The sequence below is a fragment of the Massilia sp. DWR3-1-1 genome (genome assembly GCF_049898325.1).
GTDB lineage: Bacteria > Pseudomonadota > Gammaproteobacteria > Burkholderiales > Burkholderiaceae_D > JAFCUW01.
Window position 1 is genome coordinate 22,080 of the sequence record NZ_JAFCXL010000018.1, and the last position, 14,237, is coordinate 36,316.

Consider the following 14,237-nt stretch of genomic DNA (forward strand, 5'->3'; position numbering starts at 1 on the left):
GGAAGCATTATTTAACCGCGGCATGCTGCTTGTCCAGGGCCTCTTGCTCTTCCTTTTCGTGGTGGGGAAAGCGGTCCATGCGCGATAGCACGGGAAATTTCCAGGCCCACAATCCCGTCACCACCAGGGTGGCGACACCGCCCGCGACGATGGCCCTGACCAGGCCCAGCCAGCCAGCGGCCAGCCCCGATTCGAATTCGCCCAGTTCATTCGAGGCGCCGATGAACACGGCGCTGACGGCGCTGACGCGGCCGCGGATGTCGTCGGGCGTTTCATACTGGACCAGCAGGTGGCGGATGTAGACGCTGACCATGTCGCCCACGCCCAGCAGGAACAGCGCGGCCAGGGCAATGGCCAGGCTGCTCGTGGCGCCCAGCACCACCGTGGCCAGGCCGAACAGGCCGACGCCGCCGAACATCCACAGGCCCACGTGGCGGCGGATCGGCCGGATCGCCAGCACGACCGAGCACAGGGCGGCGCCGGCGCCGGGCGCGGTGCGCAGCAGGCCCAGGCCCGTTGGCCCCGCCTGCAGCACGTCGCGCGCATACGCCGGCAGCAGCGCGGTGGCGCCGCCGAACAGCACGGCGAACAGGTCGAGCGAAATGGCGCCCAGGATGATGGGCCGCGAGCGGACAAAGCGCATCCCTTCGAGCACCGTGTGCCAGCTGGCCGGTCCGCTGCTGTGGACCTGCGTACGGCTTTTGGTGCGCGTCATCAGGACGGTGGCGATCAGCAGCAGGGCGGCGGACACCATGTACACGCATTTCGGTCCCGCCAGGTAGAGCAGGCCACCGAGCACGGGGCCGGTGATGACGGCCACGTGAAAGGCCGAGGAACTGAGCGCCACCGCCTGGCTGAAGCTCTCGAGCGGCACCAGGTTTTTCAGGATCGCCTGCGAGGCCGGCATCATGAAGGCGCGTGCGCTGCCAAACAGCACCAGGATGGCGAACACGGGCCACACGACGGCGCTGCCGCTGACGCTAAAGAGCAGCAGCAGGATCGATACCAGCAATTGCAGGGCCAGGCAGACGGCGATCACGCTGCGGCGGTTGTAGCGGTCGGCGACATGGCCGGCCGGCAGGATCAGGACCAGGAACGGGGCGAACTGGGCCAGCCCGATCAGGCCCAGGTCGTACAGGCTGCCGGTGATGTCATAGACTTGCCAGCCGATGGCCACGCTTTGCATTTGCACGGCCAGGGTGCCCAGCACGCGCGAGGACAGGTAAAAGGCGAAATTGCGGTTGCGCAGGACGGTGGCGGCGGAACTGGCGGCGGACTGCTCGGACATGCGGACTTTCGACGGGGAAGCAGCGCGCAATTATGCCCGATTCAGCCACGCCTTGCCGGCGCCGGCCCTGCCGCCGCCGGCGCGTCGCCGGCGTGTATTTACGGCCTGGCCAGGTCCGCTTCGCTGGTAAACGCATCGGCAAAAAATTCGTCGGCCGGCAAGCCGCAGCGGGCGACGAAATCGCGTTGCGCCGCTTCGATCATGACGGGGGCGCCGCAGGCATACACCTGCAGGCCGGCCATATCGGGCACATCGTCGATGACGGCGGCGTGGACGAAGCCGGTGCGGCCGGTCCAGTGGTCTTCCGGCAGCGGCGCCGACACCACCGGCACGTAGCGGAAGTGGGGCAGGATCTGCGCCCATTGCTCGCACAGGGCGTGCATGTACAGGTCCTGCGGACGGCGACCGCCCCAGTACAGGCTGACGGGGCGCTCGGACTTGAGGTGGATCAGGTGTTCGATCAGCGCCTTGACGGGCGCGAAGCCCGTGCCCGAGGCCAGCAGCACGATGGGCTTGCTGGAGTCTTCGCGCAAATAAAAGGTGCCCAGCGGGCCTTCGAAGCGCACAATGTCGCGCTCTTTCATGGTGGAAAACAGCGCGTCCGTGAACAGGCCGCCCGGCATGTGGCGGATGTGCAGGGTGACGGGCGACTCCAGGCTCGACGGGGCGTTGGCGATGCTGTAGGCGCGCCGCTTGCCATCCTTGAACAGCAATTCGAGGTACTGGCCGGCGCGGTAGGCCAGCGCTTCATTGGCGGGCAGCTGCAGGCTCACGACGATGACGTCGGGCGCGACTTTGTCGAGCCTGGCGACGCGCGCAGGCATCTTGCGCACCGGATAGTCGGTGCTGCCGGCCACTTCGCGCGCTTCGATGACCAGGTCGGCCTCGGTGGTGGCGCAGCAAAACAGGGCAAAGCCGGCTGCCGCTTCGTCGGCCGACAGGGCGCGCTGCTGGTGGGCGCGGTGGCTGACGGCGCCTTCGAGCACCTTGCCCTTGCAGGAACCGCAGGCGCCGTTCTTGCAGCCATAGGGCAAGCCGATGCCGGCCCGAATCGCCGCACCCAACACCGTTTCACCGGCTTCGCAGGTGAAGCGGTGGCCGCTTGGTGCAACCGTGATCTGGAACGTCATACAATCTCCCTCATGAAACCATTGAACAAGCAAAAATTTAAGCGGCCGCGCCTGCTTATCATCGGTTGCGGCGACGTCGGCATGCGCCTGTTGCCGCTGGTGCGCGCGCGCTTTCGGGTGTTTGCCGTCACCAGCAGCCCTGAACGTTGCGCGGCCCTGCGCGCGGCCGGCGCCGTGCCGATTGTCGCCAACCTCGACCAGCGCGCCAGCCTGCGGCGCCTGAAAGGGCTGGCCCGCCACATCGTGCACCTGGCGCCGCCGCCGGGGCAGGGGGTGCTCGACCAGCGCAGCCGCAAGCTGGCCGCCATTTTACCCGACGGCGCGCGCCTCGTTTATGTGAGCACCAGTGGCGTGTACGGCGATTGCCAGGGGGAATTGATCGACGAAACGCGCCCGCTGGCGCCGCGCAACGCGCGTGCCATCCGCCGCGTCGACGCCGAGCGCGTGCTGCGCCAGTGGGCCCGGGGCAGCGGCAGCAGCCTGGCCATCGTGCGCGCGCCCGGCATCTATGCACGCGAGCGCTTGCCGCTTGAGCGCTTGCGCCTGGGCACGCCCGCGCTGGCGGCGGCCGACGACGTCTTTACCAACCATATCCATGCCGACGACCTGGCCCGCATCGTCGCGCTGGCGCTGGTGCGGGGCCTGCCGGGACGGATCTACAACGCCGTCGATGACACGCAACTGCAGATGGCGGCGTATTTCGACGCGGTGGCCGACGCTTTCGGCATGGCCCGTCCACCGCGGCTGGCGCGCGCGGCGCTGGCGCAGCAGGTGTCGCCGCAGTTGCTCAGTTTTATGAGCGAATCGCGGCGCATCGGCAACGATCGCATCAAGCGCGAGTTGGGCGTGCGCTTGCGCTACCCGCAGATCGGGCCGGCGCTGGCGGCGATGGCCGCCAGCGGGTAAGCCGGCGGCCTATTGTTTTTTTTGCTGGGCGCGGCGCTGCTGCTGCTTTTGCTGCGTCAGTACCTTTTGCTTGCGCTGCTCGAACAGCGCCTTGGCGTCGTCCTTGGCGCGTTCGATCGTGCGCATGGCTTCGTGGTCGTCGTGGGCGACGAAATACTCGGCGTCCTGGGCATCGACGACGAGCTTGATGGCGGCGGCATCGTCGAGCTCGTATATTTCAGTCAATAAAGTCGTGACCTCATCGAGGAATTCTTCGTATGTCATTTCGCGGCGCCTGTTGTTGGTGAAATTAAACCCATTACGGGCAGAGCGCCATTCTAACGCAAGCGCCGGTGCGGTCGCGGCGCGCCGGCCGGGCAATTTCTGTGCGGAAATTCATTCTGCATGGTGTGGTCGGTACGATAAGGCTCGCTTAAGTAATCGGCCTTGCTGCCGTGTATGCTCATTGGGTCTGCTGAAGCAATCGACTTCTTCCCGCGGACGACTCCATTTAACACGGCACCCCGTACGCTGGTGTGCCTGCGATCTTGAAAGGATTACGACAATGAGCAAGCAATCGACCAATATGGCCGTCTACAACCCGGCCAAGGTGCTCGACGCGATCATCGCCAAACTGAAGTTGAAAAACGACGCCGCGCTCTCGCGCGTGCTCGAAGTGGCCCCGCCCGTCATCAGCAAGATCCGTCACCGGACCCTGCCCATCGGCGCCACCATCTTGCTGCGCATGCATGAAGCGAGCGCCATCAGCATCCGCGAACTGCGGGCCCTGATGGCCAGTCCGCCGGAGCCGTCGGCGGCGTAAGGCGGGCAGCGCGGGGCGCTCAGCAAAGCGGCGCGCTGAGCGCCACGCGCGCGCAATAACTGGCCGGTCGCGTCAGGGCGCAGTAGCTGGCCGGCCGCGTCAGTGCGCAGTAGCTGGCGCGCGCCGCATCGTCGTCATCCTCATCGAACTCGACGTCGGGCCCGTGGTGCAGGAAATAGCCGAAGGTGTCGGCGCAGTCGCGCGCGTACTTGACGGTGTCGAGGATGTGGCAGTGCCAGAACGCGTCGACGTCGGGTGCCGGCGAGGGCGTGGCGCCAGGGTTGTCCCTGGCGAACAGCAAAAATTCGCGGTACGCCATTTCGGCGGCCACGCTGCGCGCTTCTGTCCAGCCCAGCCCTGCGCGCGGGTGCATCAGGCGCGTACGAACGGTTGACAGGTCAAGCGCTGCAAGCGGTGCAATCAGTACACGGGCGCGTTTCACATTCATGGTGACTCCTCGGTCGTCGGGATGGATAAAAGGGCGGTCGCCGCCTGATGGCAGCAATCCGTCAGCCGCTTGCGCAATCTTCAATTGTTTGCTTGCAAAGACTGACGGAAATCAAACTATCCACTCCCTAGCCTGTGAGACATTGATCTTTATCAATGGTCTCAGGAATCGTGCCCGCCTTGCCCCGATCAGGCGGCCAGCAGCGTGGCGCTGTTCGCCGCCGAGCACCAGGCGCTCGTTTGCGCGCTGGCGCCAAGCGAGCACCACGCCGTGCCCAGGCCTTTGGCGGTGGCGGAGCACCATGCCGTGCCGCTTGCTTCTGCCCCTGTGCGCGCGGTCCCCGCCTTGTCGTCGAGCGAGCACCAAGCCGTCTGCCGGGCGCTGGCGCCGTCGTTGAGCGAGCACCAGGCGGTGGCGTGCGCGCCGCTCAGGCAGGCTTCGCCGAAGGTGGCCCGGTACAGCGCATGCATGCGCGCGCCAAACGCGGGGTGGTCGGCGGCGTCGTCCTCGCCCAGTCCCACGTAGGGATGGTGGTGCAGGAAGTAGCCGAAGGCCTGCTGGCAATCGGCCGCATATTTGCGGGTGTCGAGGATGTGGTAGTGCCAGAAGGTGTCGACGTCCACCAGCGGGGCGATAGGCTCTTGCGGGTACATGTGCATCATGCACAGGAAGCGGCGGTATTCCACTTCGATGGCATCGGCGTGCGCGGCCGTCCAGCCCTCGCCGGATTGCTGGTGCATCAGCTTGACCTTGATCGCATCCAGGTCGAGTTTGGCGATGTCGTGCATTGCATTGATCGAGTTCATGGCGTCATCCTTGGTGTCGGAAGGTAGATCATTGTGTAGGCGGATACTGGCCCGTTGCGGCATCGTGACGTACATTTCCTGAGGAGAAATCCGATCGTCCTGCCAGCTAAAGTCCGCCCTCGTGGGCACTGCCGCACCGTGCTCGGTGTCAAACAGTCCGCTCATTGTTGCTGACTGGAAGCGGGTTTAACTTGACATTGATCAACGGTTTTTCGACTGTATTCCGAACGCGACGGATTGGTCCTAAGGCGTTTTTCCGCTTGCACTACAGCGAAATGTCGCCTACGGCCTCGCTCACGCGAGGGTGGCGCTCGCTTGCCGCGCGGCGGTGCCCGCGGGCCAGGGCGCCCGCGCCGGGTCGGCGTCGACCGGCATGGCGATGTGGATGGTGGTGCCGCCGCCGGGGCTGCTGACCAGGCTGAATTCGCCATTGAGGATGTTCATCCGCTCTTCGATGCCGACCAGGCCGAACGAGCCCGCCTTGTGGCGCCCGCTGTGGCGCACGCCCACGCCGTTGTCGCTCACCGTCATCGAAATGGCGCCATGGGCCACGCTCAACTCGACCTTCACCCGGGTCGCCTTGGCATGCCGTGAAATATTGCTCAGCGATTCTTGCAAGATGCGGAACAGGGCCGTGGCGCACTCGTCGCTGACAGCGATTTCCTCATCGTTTTCGATCAGCTGGCAGTCGATGCCGGTGCGGCGCCGAAATTCGCTGATTTGCCAGTCGACGGCGGCATTGACGCCCAGGTCGAGCACGTTCGGGCGCAGGTCATTGATGATCTGGCGCACGCTCTTGATGGTGGCGTCGATCTGGCGCAAGGTCGCCAGCGCCCGTTCATGCAGGCGCGGCTGGCGCGCGCTGGTGCGCTGCGACAGCATGTCCGCCTCGATGCGCAGGGCCAGCAGGTTTTGCCCCAGGTCGTCGTGGATCTCGCGGGCGATCCGTTTGCGCTCGTCTTCGCGAATATTGTTGACGTGGGCCGCCAGGCGACGCAGGTTTTCGTTTGACCACTGCAACTTCGCTTCGCTGGCGCGCAGTTCCTGGGTCATCGTCTGGGCCAGGTCGACGGCGTGCCGGCGCGACGAGGAAATGATCTGGAACAAGGTGGTCAGCAGGCCGCAGCTGACCGCGCCCAGCAGCATGGCCGCCCACGGCAGCAAGGTGTCGAAGTTGCTGTACAGGTAGCTGCGCTGGACGGAAAAATCGGCGAGCCAGCGCCGCTTGCCGAAATTCATTTCCAGCCTTTCCGTGAAATCGTCCTTGCCCGCCGCCGGCGGGCGCACGGCCACGCCGGGCCGGGCCGCGCTGTCGAACAGCAGGCGCGACTTGCCATCGCTGTCGCGGCTGCCGCGGTCATTGGTGACGTCGGTGATGATCATGCGCACTGCGCGCGCGGGCAACTGGTCAAGCACGCCCACTACCAGCTTGTTGACGGAAAAGCCGATTCCGACCGAGCCCAGGTAATAGGCGCGCCGGCTGGCCACGCTGGTGTCGGGCATGTCGCTGCGGTAGATCGGCAGGCGCATCGCCAGGCCCACCTTGAACACGCCCGACAGGGGGGCGATCGGCACCCCCGAGGCCGACAATTGGCCCGTGTCGCGCGCCACTTCCAGCGCGGCCGCATTGCCGCGCGCCGAGATGTCCCAGCCGAAGCGCTGCGCCCAGGCGGAAATCGGTTCGATGTAGGTCAGCACCGTGTAGTAGGGCCGGTTTCCGGGCGGGGTGATGGCGAAGGCCGGATAGCCGGAAGCGAACTCGGTCACGTCCTCGTTCATCTGGCGTTCGAAGCGGGCGCGCTCGGCGCCGTCGACGTAGCGGGCAAAGTTGATCGTTTCGACGCCGGGAAACTCGCGCTCGAGCGCGAGGCCCTCCACGTAGCGATGAAACTGTTCGCGCGTGAGCCCCTTCGAGGTGGCAAACAGGCTGGCGCTGCCGCGCAGCACGTCCGTATAGCTCTTGATGCGCCCGTCGACGGTCAGCTTGACACTGCGCGCCATGTTGGTGAAGCGCCGGCTGGCATCGCGTTCGATGATGCCGGCGGTGATCGTGTAGAACGCCGCGCCCACCAGCAACGACAGCAGCAGGCCGCCGGCAATGGCGCCGCTGCTGGCGAAACGGTGGGGCAGATAGCTGACAGGATCTCGCATGACGCACTCCATGGACGCGTCGGCTGTGACGACGTTGACATGGATTAAGTTACGCGCCTGCGGCGGCGGGCGAACCTAGCAGCATTGTCAGGATGGGCCAGGCGCGCCCGGCCGCACTTACTTTGCGCTTACTTCCAGCTGTCCTTGAGCGTGGTGATGCGGTTGAACACGGGCTTGCCAGCGCTGCTGTCGACCCGGTCGGCCACAAAATAGCCATGGCGCTCGAACTGGAAGCGCTGGTCGGGCTGGGCGTCGCGCATGCCCGGCTCCAGGAAAGCGGTGACGACTTCGAGCGCGCGCGGATTGAGGGCGGCGATGAAATCCTTGCCGCCCGCGTCCGGTTGCGCGTCCGTGAACAGGCGGTCGTACAGGCGCACTTCGGCTTCGACGGCGGTGGCCGCGCTGACCCAGTGGATATTGCCCTTGACCTTGTAGCTGTTCGAGCCTTCCGTGCCGGACTTGCTGTCTTCAAAGTAGGTCACGTGCACGGCGCTGACGGCGCCATCGGCGTCCTTGTCGAAGCCGACACATTCGACAACGTAACCGTGGCGCAGGCGCACCCGGCTGCCGGGCGCGTCGCCGATCGGCGGGAAGAAGCGGAAATAGCCCTTGACGGGCACTTCCATGAAATCTTCCTGCTCGATCCACAGTTCGCGCGTGATGGGGAAGCTGCGCAGGCCCCGCTCCGGAAAATGGGGGTGGACGGGCGAGGTGCACGGCTCCGCGTGGTTTTCCGGGAAATTGTCGATGATCAGTTTCAGGGGACGCAGCACGGCCGTGGCGCGCGGCGCCTTCGGATCGAGGTCGTCGCGCAGGGCGCCTTCGAGGGTTCTCATGTCGATCCAGCCGTCGGCCTTCGACACGCCGATGCGCTCGCAAAACAGCTGGATCGATTCGGGCGTGTAGCCGCGCCGGCGCAGGCCGACGATGGTGGGCATGCGCGGATCGTCCCAGCCGCTGACGATGTGCTCATCGACGAGCTGGCGCAGCTTGCGCTTGCTGGTGACGACGTAGGTCAGGTTGAGGCGGGCGAACTCGTACTGGCGCGGCAGCGGCTGCTGGAAGAAGCCGCCGGCGGCGAGGGTGGCCAGCAGCCAGTCGTAGAACGGCCGGTGATCCTGGAATTCGAGCGTGCACAGCGACTGCGTGATGTGTTCGATGGCATCCGAGATCGGGTGCGTGTAGTCGTACATCGGGTAGATGCACCAGGCGTCGCCCGTGCGGTGGTGGTGCGCATGGCGGATCCGGTAGATGGCCGGGTCGCGCAGGTTCATGTTGGGCGCGGCCATGGCGTCGTCGCTGATCCGGGCGCGCACGATGTGTTCGCCGTCCTGGTATTTGCCGGCCTTCATGTCGCGGAACAGTTGCAGCGATTCTGCGGCGGGACGGTCGCGGAACGGCGAATTGGTGCCGGGCGTGCCGAAATTGCCGCGGTTGAGCTTGATCTGGTCGGCGCTCTGGCTGTCCACATAGGCAAAGCCGGCCGTGATCAGGTATTCGGCCATCGCGTAGAGCTGCTCGAAATAGTCGGAGGCGTAGTACAGGTGGCTCTGGCCGTCGCGTTCCCAGTTGAAACCGAGCCACTTGACGCTGTCGATGATGGTGTCGACGTATTCCTGCTCTTCCTTGGCGGGGTTGGTGTCGTCAAAGCGCAGGTGGCACACGCCGTTGTAGTCGCGCGCCATGCCGAAGTTCAGGCAGATCGACTTGGCGTGACCGATGTGCAGGTAGCCGTTGGGCTCGGGGGGGAAACGGGTGATGACGGGGGGCAGGCCGGTGCTCGCGTGGGTGCCTGCCGCCAGGTCCGCTTCGACGATGGCGCGCAGGAAATTGGACGTCAGTGGCGCCGCGTTCGGGCTGGTCGCCGTATTATTTTTATCAATGCTCATGGGAGGGGCGAATGTGGATAAGATCGCTGCATTTTACCGTATCGACGGCAGCACTTGGGCGCCGCTATGGGCGGGCCCGCCTGTTATATAGCATAATCTCGCTTTAACGGTTTTGGCTTGCTGCCGGAGTTCCCACTTGGAAAATTTATACGCCGTCCTCGGTGTCGCCCCCAACGCCAGCGCCGACGAGATCAAAAAAGTCTACCGCGCCCTGGCGATGCGCTACCACCCGGACCGCAATGACGCCCCGGCCGCCGAGGTGCGCTTCAAAAGCGTCACCAAGGCCTACGAAATTTTGTCGGACCGGGCCAAGCGCGCCGATTACGACCAGAGCGTGAATCACCGCATCATCCTCGACGCCGAAGCGGAAGCGTACGAGCTGGTGCGTTCCCTGTTCAGCCTGAATGGCGTGGCGCTGCCCGCCTGACCCCTTGTTTTGAAAGTTGGTAATGAGAAAAGTACACCCTGAATTTGCTTACCAGTCGCGCGAGCTCGAAGGCCAGATCGACGGCATCCTGGGCGATCCGCCCGATCGCAAGAACTACAAGCTGATGCAGGACGCCCTGGCCAGCGAATACGCGGCCGGTGGCGGCATCGAAGACGTCAACATGATGAGCTTCGCGCTGGTTGACCACATCAGCTTCAGCGACCCGAAAGGCTTGCTGAAAGAAGCCGAAGAGTACGAAGGGGGCGACGCCGCCGCCGTCATCGCCATGGCCGCCTGCGCGGGCGAGGCCGAAAAAATGTTTGCCGGCATGACCGCCGCGCACCCGGAACTGGCGCGCCAGGCCATCATCACGGCGTTCCTGTTCAAGAACCCGCGCAAGTGGGACGACGACGACCAGTCGCTCGAGCAACTGAGCCGCGACGACGACGGCGACGACGAGCACGACGATGACGACGTCACCGACGACTTCGCCCAGATGTTCGACAAGGAGGACTGACATGGCCACCACATCCCATTTGCCGGCGCTGTCGCGGCAGGTCAGCGAGCTGGTGCTGGCCGGCTCGCTGTCGCATGCCGAGCAGGCGTTTTCCGATGCCGTCGAAGAGCACGGCGACCTGGCCGTGGTCGAGGTGCTCAGTAACTTGCCGCCGCAAGTGACGGCCTTGCACCTGGCCGGCTTTGACGGCGGCAAGACCTCGCTGGCGACCTTGCTGGTGCCGCCCCAGGCCTGGGCCGACAGCCTGGCGTTTTTCGCCGCCACCTGGTCCGACGACAACATCGAGGACGATCCCGAGCGCGTCGCCGAGAGCCTGTTTTCGCACGTGCACGGCGTGGTGTTTTCCACCGACGACGAAGAGCGCCGGGCCGCGCTGCTGGCGGCCGCCTCGAGCTCGGACCATGGCGCGACCATTTTCGCCATCCTGTTTTCGATGGCGCCCCGCGACATCCTCGAAGTGGCCGACGAGATCATCTCGAAAGGCCCCTACATGACGGGCCAGACCTCGTCCGACAGCGACCTGGTGCCGCTGGCGATCGAACTGGCGCGCGCCAGCGAAGATGGCTGGGACCGCGCCCTGTTCGAGCTGTTCCCCGACTTCCGCCACAGCGCCGACCTGGCCGACGCCGAGTTTTCGGACGACCCGGACGAGGAACCCAATTTCATGCAGCGCTCGACCAAGGAATTGCTGTACCGCTTGCGCAAGCAGGTGCCGTCCACCCGTAGCAACGTGCCCAAGCGGGGCGCGCGCAAGAGCCTCGGCACGGATATTTTCTCGTGATGGCCCCGGCAGGAACAGGCCAGCTTGCCATCGTCGAGGAACACCTGCCGCGCCTGGTGCGGGCCATCCGCGCCGCGGCGGCGCGCCCGGTCGACGACGAGATCGTCATCCTGGCCGATGAACTGGCGGGCATCACCGCCATGGTTGCCGAGAAATTTACCAACGACAAGACCGCCGAGGGCATCCAGCGCGCGTTTTTTCTGGCCATCGGCGGCGTCTCGCTGGGGCTCGATCACGCGCTCGAGCACGAGGGCGACGAAGCGGCGCTCGATTTCCTCATCGAACACGGCGCCGAGCACGCCTTCCAGGCGGGCTTCCGGCTCGTCAAGGACTTGTCGGCCCTGCCCGAGGACAGCCTGGTCAGCGAGTACGACCAGGACCCGGTCTACCTGCAGCGCCGCCTGAAAGAGCTGTTTGTCGACCTGTGCTACGCCGATCCGGGCCAGAACTGGTCGGGCCACGAGCGCTACGCCCTGCAACTGCACGAGCGCAAGGGCGTGCAGGCGATCGTGCGCGCCGCCGCCTGGCTGCGCCGCCACCACTCGCGCGGGCCGATCCTCGACCCGGACCTGAACGCCGAGGGTGTCATTGCGCTGGCCGTCATTTTCGCCGTCGCCGGCGACGGCCAGATTGTCGCGCGCACGGGACAGAAGGCGTTCGAGGCGCTGGTCAAGTCGGTGCGCGCCAACAAGCCGGACTTCGAGGCGGGCTGGGCCGCGCTGATGGCGCAGGTGCCCGCCCAGCACCAGGCGGTGCTGGCCGACCGCATCGCCAATTACCGCGAGCATTGCACGGTGCTGCAAAAAATCCGCAGCCGCACGGCGATGAAAACCCTGTTCGCCGAGCTGGAAAATTACGCGGGCTCGGAGCTCGACGCCGACTACGATTGAATCTGTAGCAGCATGTCGACAAAAGCCGCCACCAGCGGCGCGGCCGCTTCTTCCCGCTGCGCCAGGTACAGCATGGTGATGGCGCCCTTGTCCGACAGCGGCCGGTAGCTGACCCCCTCGAGGCCAATTCGCTCGAACGCGGCTGGCAGCAGGGTGATGCCGCTGCCGGCCGCCACCAGGCCGATGATGGTCGACGATTCGTTGGCGGTCTGGGTGATGCGCGGCACGAAGCCGGCCTCGCGGCACAGCCGGAAAATCTGCGGATAAATCCCCGTTCCCGCCCCTTGCGGATACATCACGAACGATTCATCGGCCAGTTCGGCGATCGCCAGCACGGACCTGGCCGCCAGCCGGTGGCGGCTGGGCAGCACCACCACCAGCGGGTCTTCGCGCAGCGCCGTGGTACGGATGGTGGGCGGGATCGGCAGCTCGGGCGGGCGGATGAAGCCCAGGTCGATGCTGCGCTGCTCGAGCCCTTCGAGCTGGCGCAGGGTGGCCAGCTCCTGCAGGATCAGCGTCACGTGCGGATAGGCCTGGCGGTAGGCGTTGATGGCGGCGGCGAACAGGGGCGTCAGCGGCGTCGAGTAGGTAAAACCGATGCGCAGCTCGCCCAGTTCGCCCCGCTCGGCCCGCTGCGCCGTCAGCCGGGCCTGCTCGGCCAGCGCCACGATGCGGCGGGCGTCGACCAGGAACAGCCGTCCCGCCTCCGTCAGGCGCACCCAGCGCTTGCTGCGTTCGAGCAGGCGCGCGCCCACATCCTGTTCAAGCATCGCGATGGCGTGACTGAGGGGCGGCTGGCCGATGTGCAGGCGCGCCGCCGCCCGCGTAAAGTGCAGCTCTTCGGCCACGGCGATGAAGTAACGTAGCTGGCGCAGTTCCATTAATCTTGTTTAAGTATGAGAGACGCCTGAAATATATATTGGACAGTATTACAGCGCAATCCTAAGATCAACTTTTACCTTGATAAGTGTCCCATGAGCGTCCACGCCGGCAGCCCGGAATTCAAACGCATCAACCGCGCCATGGTGTTCGGCGGCTTTTCCACCTTCGCGCTGCTGTACTGCGTGCAGCCGCTGATGCCGCTGATGGCGCGCGAATTCACCCTGACGCCGGCGCAAAGCAGCCTGTCGCTGTCGGTGTCGACGGCGGCGCTGGCGATCTCGCTGGTGCTGTCCTCGATCGTCTCCGACCGCGTCGGCCGCACCCCCATGATGGTGGGCGCCATGCTGGGCGGCGCCGTGCTGACGCTGGCCTGCGCGTTCGCCCACACCTACCCGCAACTGCTGGTGCTGCGCGCCCTGCTGGGGGTGGCGCTGGGCGGCATGCCATCGATCGCCATGGCCTACCTGGGCGAAGAAATCGAACCGACCTCGCTGGGCCTGTCGATGGGGTTGTACATTGGCGGCAGCGCCTTCGGCGGCATGCTGGGCCGGGTACTGACCTCGGTGATCAGCGATTTTTATTCGTGGCGCTACGCGCTGGCCGGCATCGGTGCGGCCGGGCTGTACGCGGCCTGGGAGTTTCGCCGCAGCCTGCCGCCGTCGAAGCATTTCCGCCAGGGCCAGCGGGGGCGGGACGCGCTCGTGGCCGGCGTTCTCCAGCACCTGCGCGACCCCGGCCTGCCGTGGCTGTTCGCGCTGGCCTTCCTGCTGATGGGCTGTTTTGTCAGTCTGTACAACTTCATCGGTTTTCGCATGCTGGGCAGCGAGTTCGGCTGGAGCCAGACGGGCGTCGGCCTCTTGTCGGGCATGTATTTGCTGGGTATTTTCAGTTCCGTCTGGGCGGGGCGGCTGGCCGACCGGCTGGGCCGGCGCAACGTGCTGTGGCTGGTGATGGGGGTGATGCTGACGGGGCTGCTGCTGACCTTGTCTGCGTCGGCCTGGCTGATCGTGCCCGGCATCGGCCTGTTCACCTTCGGCTTTTTCGCCTCGCACTCGGTGGCCAGCAGCTGGGTGGGCCGGCGCGCGCGCGAACCGAAGGCGCTCGCCTCGGCCCTCTACCTGCTGTTTTACTACCTGGGATCGAGCGTTGTCGGCTCGCTCTGCGGCACCGTCTGGAGCGCGGCCGGCTGGTCCGGCGTGGTGGGACTGCTGGGCGCCATCCTGGGCGCGAGCTTCCTGATCGCCCTGCGCCTGCGCTCGCTGGCGCCCGTGCTGCCGGTGGCGCTCGATCCGGTGGCATGAGCGCACACAAACCGCGCGC

15 protein-coding genes are annotated in these 14,237 nt (G+C 65.8%); 7 read left to right on the forward strand and 8 right to left on the reverse strand.

The window, feature by feature from the left end:
* Positions 1-7: 7 nt before the first annotated feature.
* Together ACP7EY_RS17985 and ACP7EY_RS17990 are read right to left on the reverse strand one after the other, a co-directional pair.
* Entirely contained in the window at positions 8-1,288 is a 1,281-nt protein-coding gene (locus tag ACP7EY_RS17985) for an MFS transporter (protein WP_426196006.1), read from the reverse strand.
* Between the two features lie 98 nt (positions 1,289-1,386).
* Positions 1,387-2,418, reverse strand: coding sequence for a CDP-6-deoxy-delta-3,4-glucoseen reductase (locus tag ACP7EY_RS17990; protein ID WP_426196008.1), 1,032 nt, complete (start codon positions 2,416-2,418; stop codon positions 1,387-1,389).
* 12 nt (positions 2,419-2,430) lie between these two features.
* Here ACP7EY_RS17990 and ACP7EY_RS17995 point away from each other — a divergent pair, with 12 nt between their 5' ends.
* The gene (locus tag ACP7EY_RS17995; protein WP_426196010.1) at positions 2,431-3,324 is read left to right on the forward strand and encodes an SDR family oxidoreductase; all 894 of its coding nucleotides are present in this window, start codon (positions 2,431-2,433) and stop codon (positions 3,322-3,324) included.
* A 9-nt stretch (positions 3,325-3,333) separates the two neighbouring features.
* Here ACP7EY_RS17995 and ACP7EY_RS18000 read toward each other — a convergent pair whose 3' ends face one another.
* Positions 3,334-3,588, reverse strand: a complete 255-nt coding sequence (locus ACP7EY_RS18000; RefSeq protein WP_426196012.1) for a hypothetical protein — start codon at positions 3,586-3,588, stop codon at positions 3,334-3,336.
* A gap of 280 nt (positions 3,589-3,868) precedes the next feature.
* On the opposite strand from ACP7EY_RS18000, the gene ACP7EY_RS18005 reads away from it, so the two are divergent.
* Positions 3,869-4,126, forward strand: a complete 258-nt coding sequence (locus ACP7EY_RS18005; protein ID WP_426196014.1) for a hypothetical protein — start codon at positions 3,869-3,871, stop codon at positions 4,124-4,126.
* 19 nt (positions 4,127-4,145) lie between these two features.
* On the opposite strand, the gene ACP7EY_RS18010 is transcribed toward ACP7EY_RS18005, so the two are convergent.
* The 4 genes from ACP7EY_RS18010 to ACP7EY_RS18025 form a co-directional block, all read right to left on the reverse strand.
* Positions 4,146-4,574 (reverse strand): hypothetical protein, encoded by a 429-nt coding sequence (locus tag ACP7EY_RS18010; RefSeq protein WP_426196016.1) that lies wholly within the window; start codon positions 4,572-4,574, stop codon positions 4,146-4,148.
* A gap of 188 nt (positions 4,575-4,762) precedes the next feature.
* Complete coding sequence (locus ACP7EY_RS18015) at positions 4,763-5,380, reverse strand: glycine-rich domain-containing protein (protein ID WP_426196018.1); 618 nt, start codon at positions 5,378-5,380, stop codon at positions 4,763-4,765.
* 294 nt (positions 5,381-5,674) lie between these two features.
* Entirely contained in the window at positions 5,675-7,531 is a 1,857-nt protein-coding gene (locus tag ACP7EY_RS18020) for a CHASE domain-containing protein (protein ID WP_426196020.1), read from the reverse strand.
* Positions 7,532-7,659: 128 nt separating this feature from the next.
* Positions 7,660-9,420 carry a glutamine--tRNA ligase/YqeY domain fusion protein gene (locus ACP7EY_RS18025; RefSeq protein WP_426196022.1) on the reverse strand — a complete coding sequence of 587 codons (1,761 nt, stop codon included), beginning with the start codon at positions 9,418-9,420 and terminating at the stop codon, positions 7,660-7,662.
* Positions 9,421-9,556: 136 nt separating this feature from the next.
* Between ACP7EY_RS18025 and ACP7EY_RS18030 the strand changes: the two genes are divergently transcribed.
* The 4 genes from ACP7EY_RS18030 to ACP7EY_RS18045 are packed head-to-tail and all read left to right on the forward strand — an operon-like array spanning position 9,557 to position 12,035.
* A complete protein-coding gene (locus tag ACP7EY_RS18030; RefSeq protein ID WP_426196024.1) occupies positions 9,557-9,847 on the forward strand; it encodes a DnaJ domain-containing protein in 291 nt (96 codons plus the stop codon).
* Positions 9,848-9,869: 22 nt separating this feature from the next.
* The gene (locus ACP7EY_RS18035; protein ID WP_426196026.1) at positions 9,870-10,364 is read left to right on the forward strand and encodes a hypothetical protein; all 495 of its coding nucleotides are present in this window, start codon (positions 9,870-9,872) and stop codon (positions 10,362-10,364) included.
* Between the two features lies 1 nt (position 10,365).
* Positions 10,366-11,145 (forward strand): hypothetical protein, encoded by a 780-nt coding sequence (locus tag ACP7EY_RS18040; protein ID WP_426196028.1) that lies wholly within the window; start codon positions 10,366-10,368, stop codon positions 11,143-11,145.
* On the forward strand, positions 11,145-12,035 hold the full coding sequence (locus tag ACP7EY_RS18045) for a hypothetical protein (protein WP_426196156.1): 891 nt from the start codon (positions 11,145-11,147) through the stop codon (positions 12,033-12,035). The genes ACP7EY_RS18040 and ACP7EY_RS18045 overlap by 1 nt, the downstream gene beginning before the upstream one ends.
* Here ACP7EY_RS18045 and ACP7EY_RS18050 read toward each other — a convergent pair.
* A complete protein-coding gene (locus ACP7EY_RS18050) occupies positions 12,026-12,916 on the reverse strand; it encodes a LysR family transcriptional regulator (protein WP_426196030.1) in 891 nt (296 codons plus the stop codon). The genes ACP7EY_RS18045 and ACP7EY_RS18050 overlap by 10 nt on opposite strands.
* 93 nt (positions 12,917-13,009) lie before the next feature.
* On the opposite strand from ACP7EY_RS18050, the gene ACP7EY_RS18055 reads away from it, so the two are divergent.
* Complete coding sequence (locus ACP7EY_RS18055) at positions 13,010-14,218, forward strand: MFS transporter (RefSeq protein ID WP_426196032.1); 1,209 nt, start codon at positions 13,010-13,012, stop codon at positions 14,216-14,218.
* Positions 14,219-14,237 lie beyond the last annotated feature (19 nt).

Coding starts and splice junctions, on each gene's coding strand:
- ACP7EY_RS18045 (WP_426196156.1), top strand. CDS start 11,145: ATGGCCCCGGCAGGAACAGGCCAGCTTGCCATCGTCGAGGAACACCTG.
- ACP7EY_RS18025 (WP_426196022.1), bottom strand. CDS start 9,420: ATGAGCATTGATAAAAATAATACGGCGACCAGCCCGAACGCGGCGCCA.
- ACP7EY_RS18040 (WP_426196028.1), top strand. CDS start 10,366: ATGGCCACCACATCCCATTTGCCGGCGCTGTCGCGGCAGGTCAGCGAG.
- ACP7EY_RS18010 (WP_426196016.1), bottom strand. CDS start 4,574: ATGAATGTGAAACGCGCCCGTGTACTGATTGCACCGCTTGCAGCGCTT.
- ACP7EY_RS18035 (WP_426196026.1), top strand. CDS start 9,870: ATGAGAAAAGTACACCCTGAATTTGCTTACCAGTCGCGCGAGCTCGAA.
- ACP7EY_RS17985 (WP_426196006.1), bottom strand. CDS start 1,288: ATGTCCGAGCAGTCCGCCGCCAGTTCCGCCGCCACCGTCCTGCGCAAC.
- ACP7EY_RS18055 (WP_426196032.1), top strand. CDS start 13,010: ATGAGCGTCCACGCCGGCAGCCCGGAATTCAAACGCATCAACCGCGCC.
- ACP7EY_RS17995 (WP_426196010.1), top strand. CDS start 2,431: ATGAAACCATTGAACAAGCAAAAATTTAAGCGGCCGCGCCTGCTTATC.
- ACP7EY_RS18050 (WP_426196030.1), bottom strand. CDS start 12,916: ATGGAACTGCGCCAGCTACGTTACTTCATCGCCGTGGCCGAAGAGCTG.
- ACP7EY_RS18015 (WP_426196018.1), bottom strand. CDS start 5,380: ATGAACTCGATCAATGCAATGCACGACATCGCCAAACTCGACCTGGAT.
- ACP7EY_RS18020 (WP_426196020.1), bottom strand. CDS start 7,531: ATGCGAGATCCTGTCAGCTATCTGCCCCACCGTTTCGCCAGCAGCGGC.
- ACP7EY_RS18000 (WP_426196012.1), bottom strand. CDS start 3,588: ATGACATACGAAGAATTCCTCGATGAGGTCACGACTTTATTGACTGAA.
- ACP7EY_RS18005 (WP_426196014.1), top strand. CDS start 3,869: ATGAGCAAGCAATCGACCAATATGGCCGTCTACAACCCGGCCAAGGTG.
- ACP7EY_RS17990 (WP_426196008.1), bottom strand. CDS start 2,418: ATGACGTTCCAGATCACGGTTGCACCAAGCGGCCACCGCTTCACCTGC.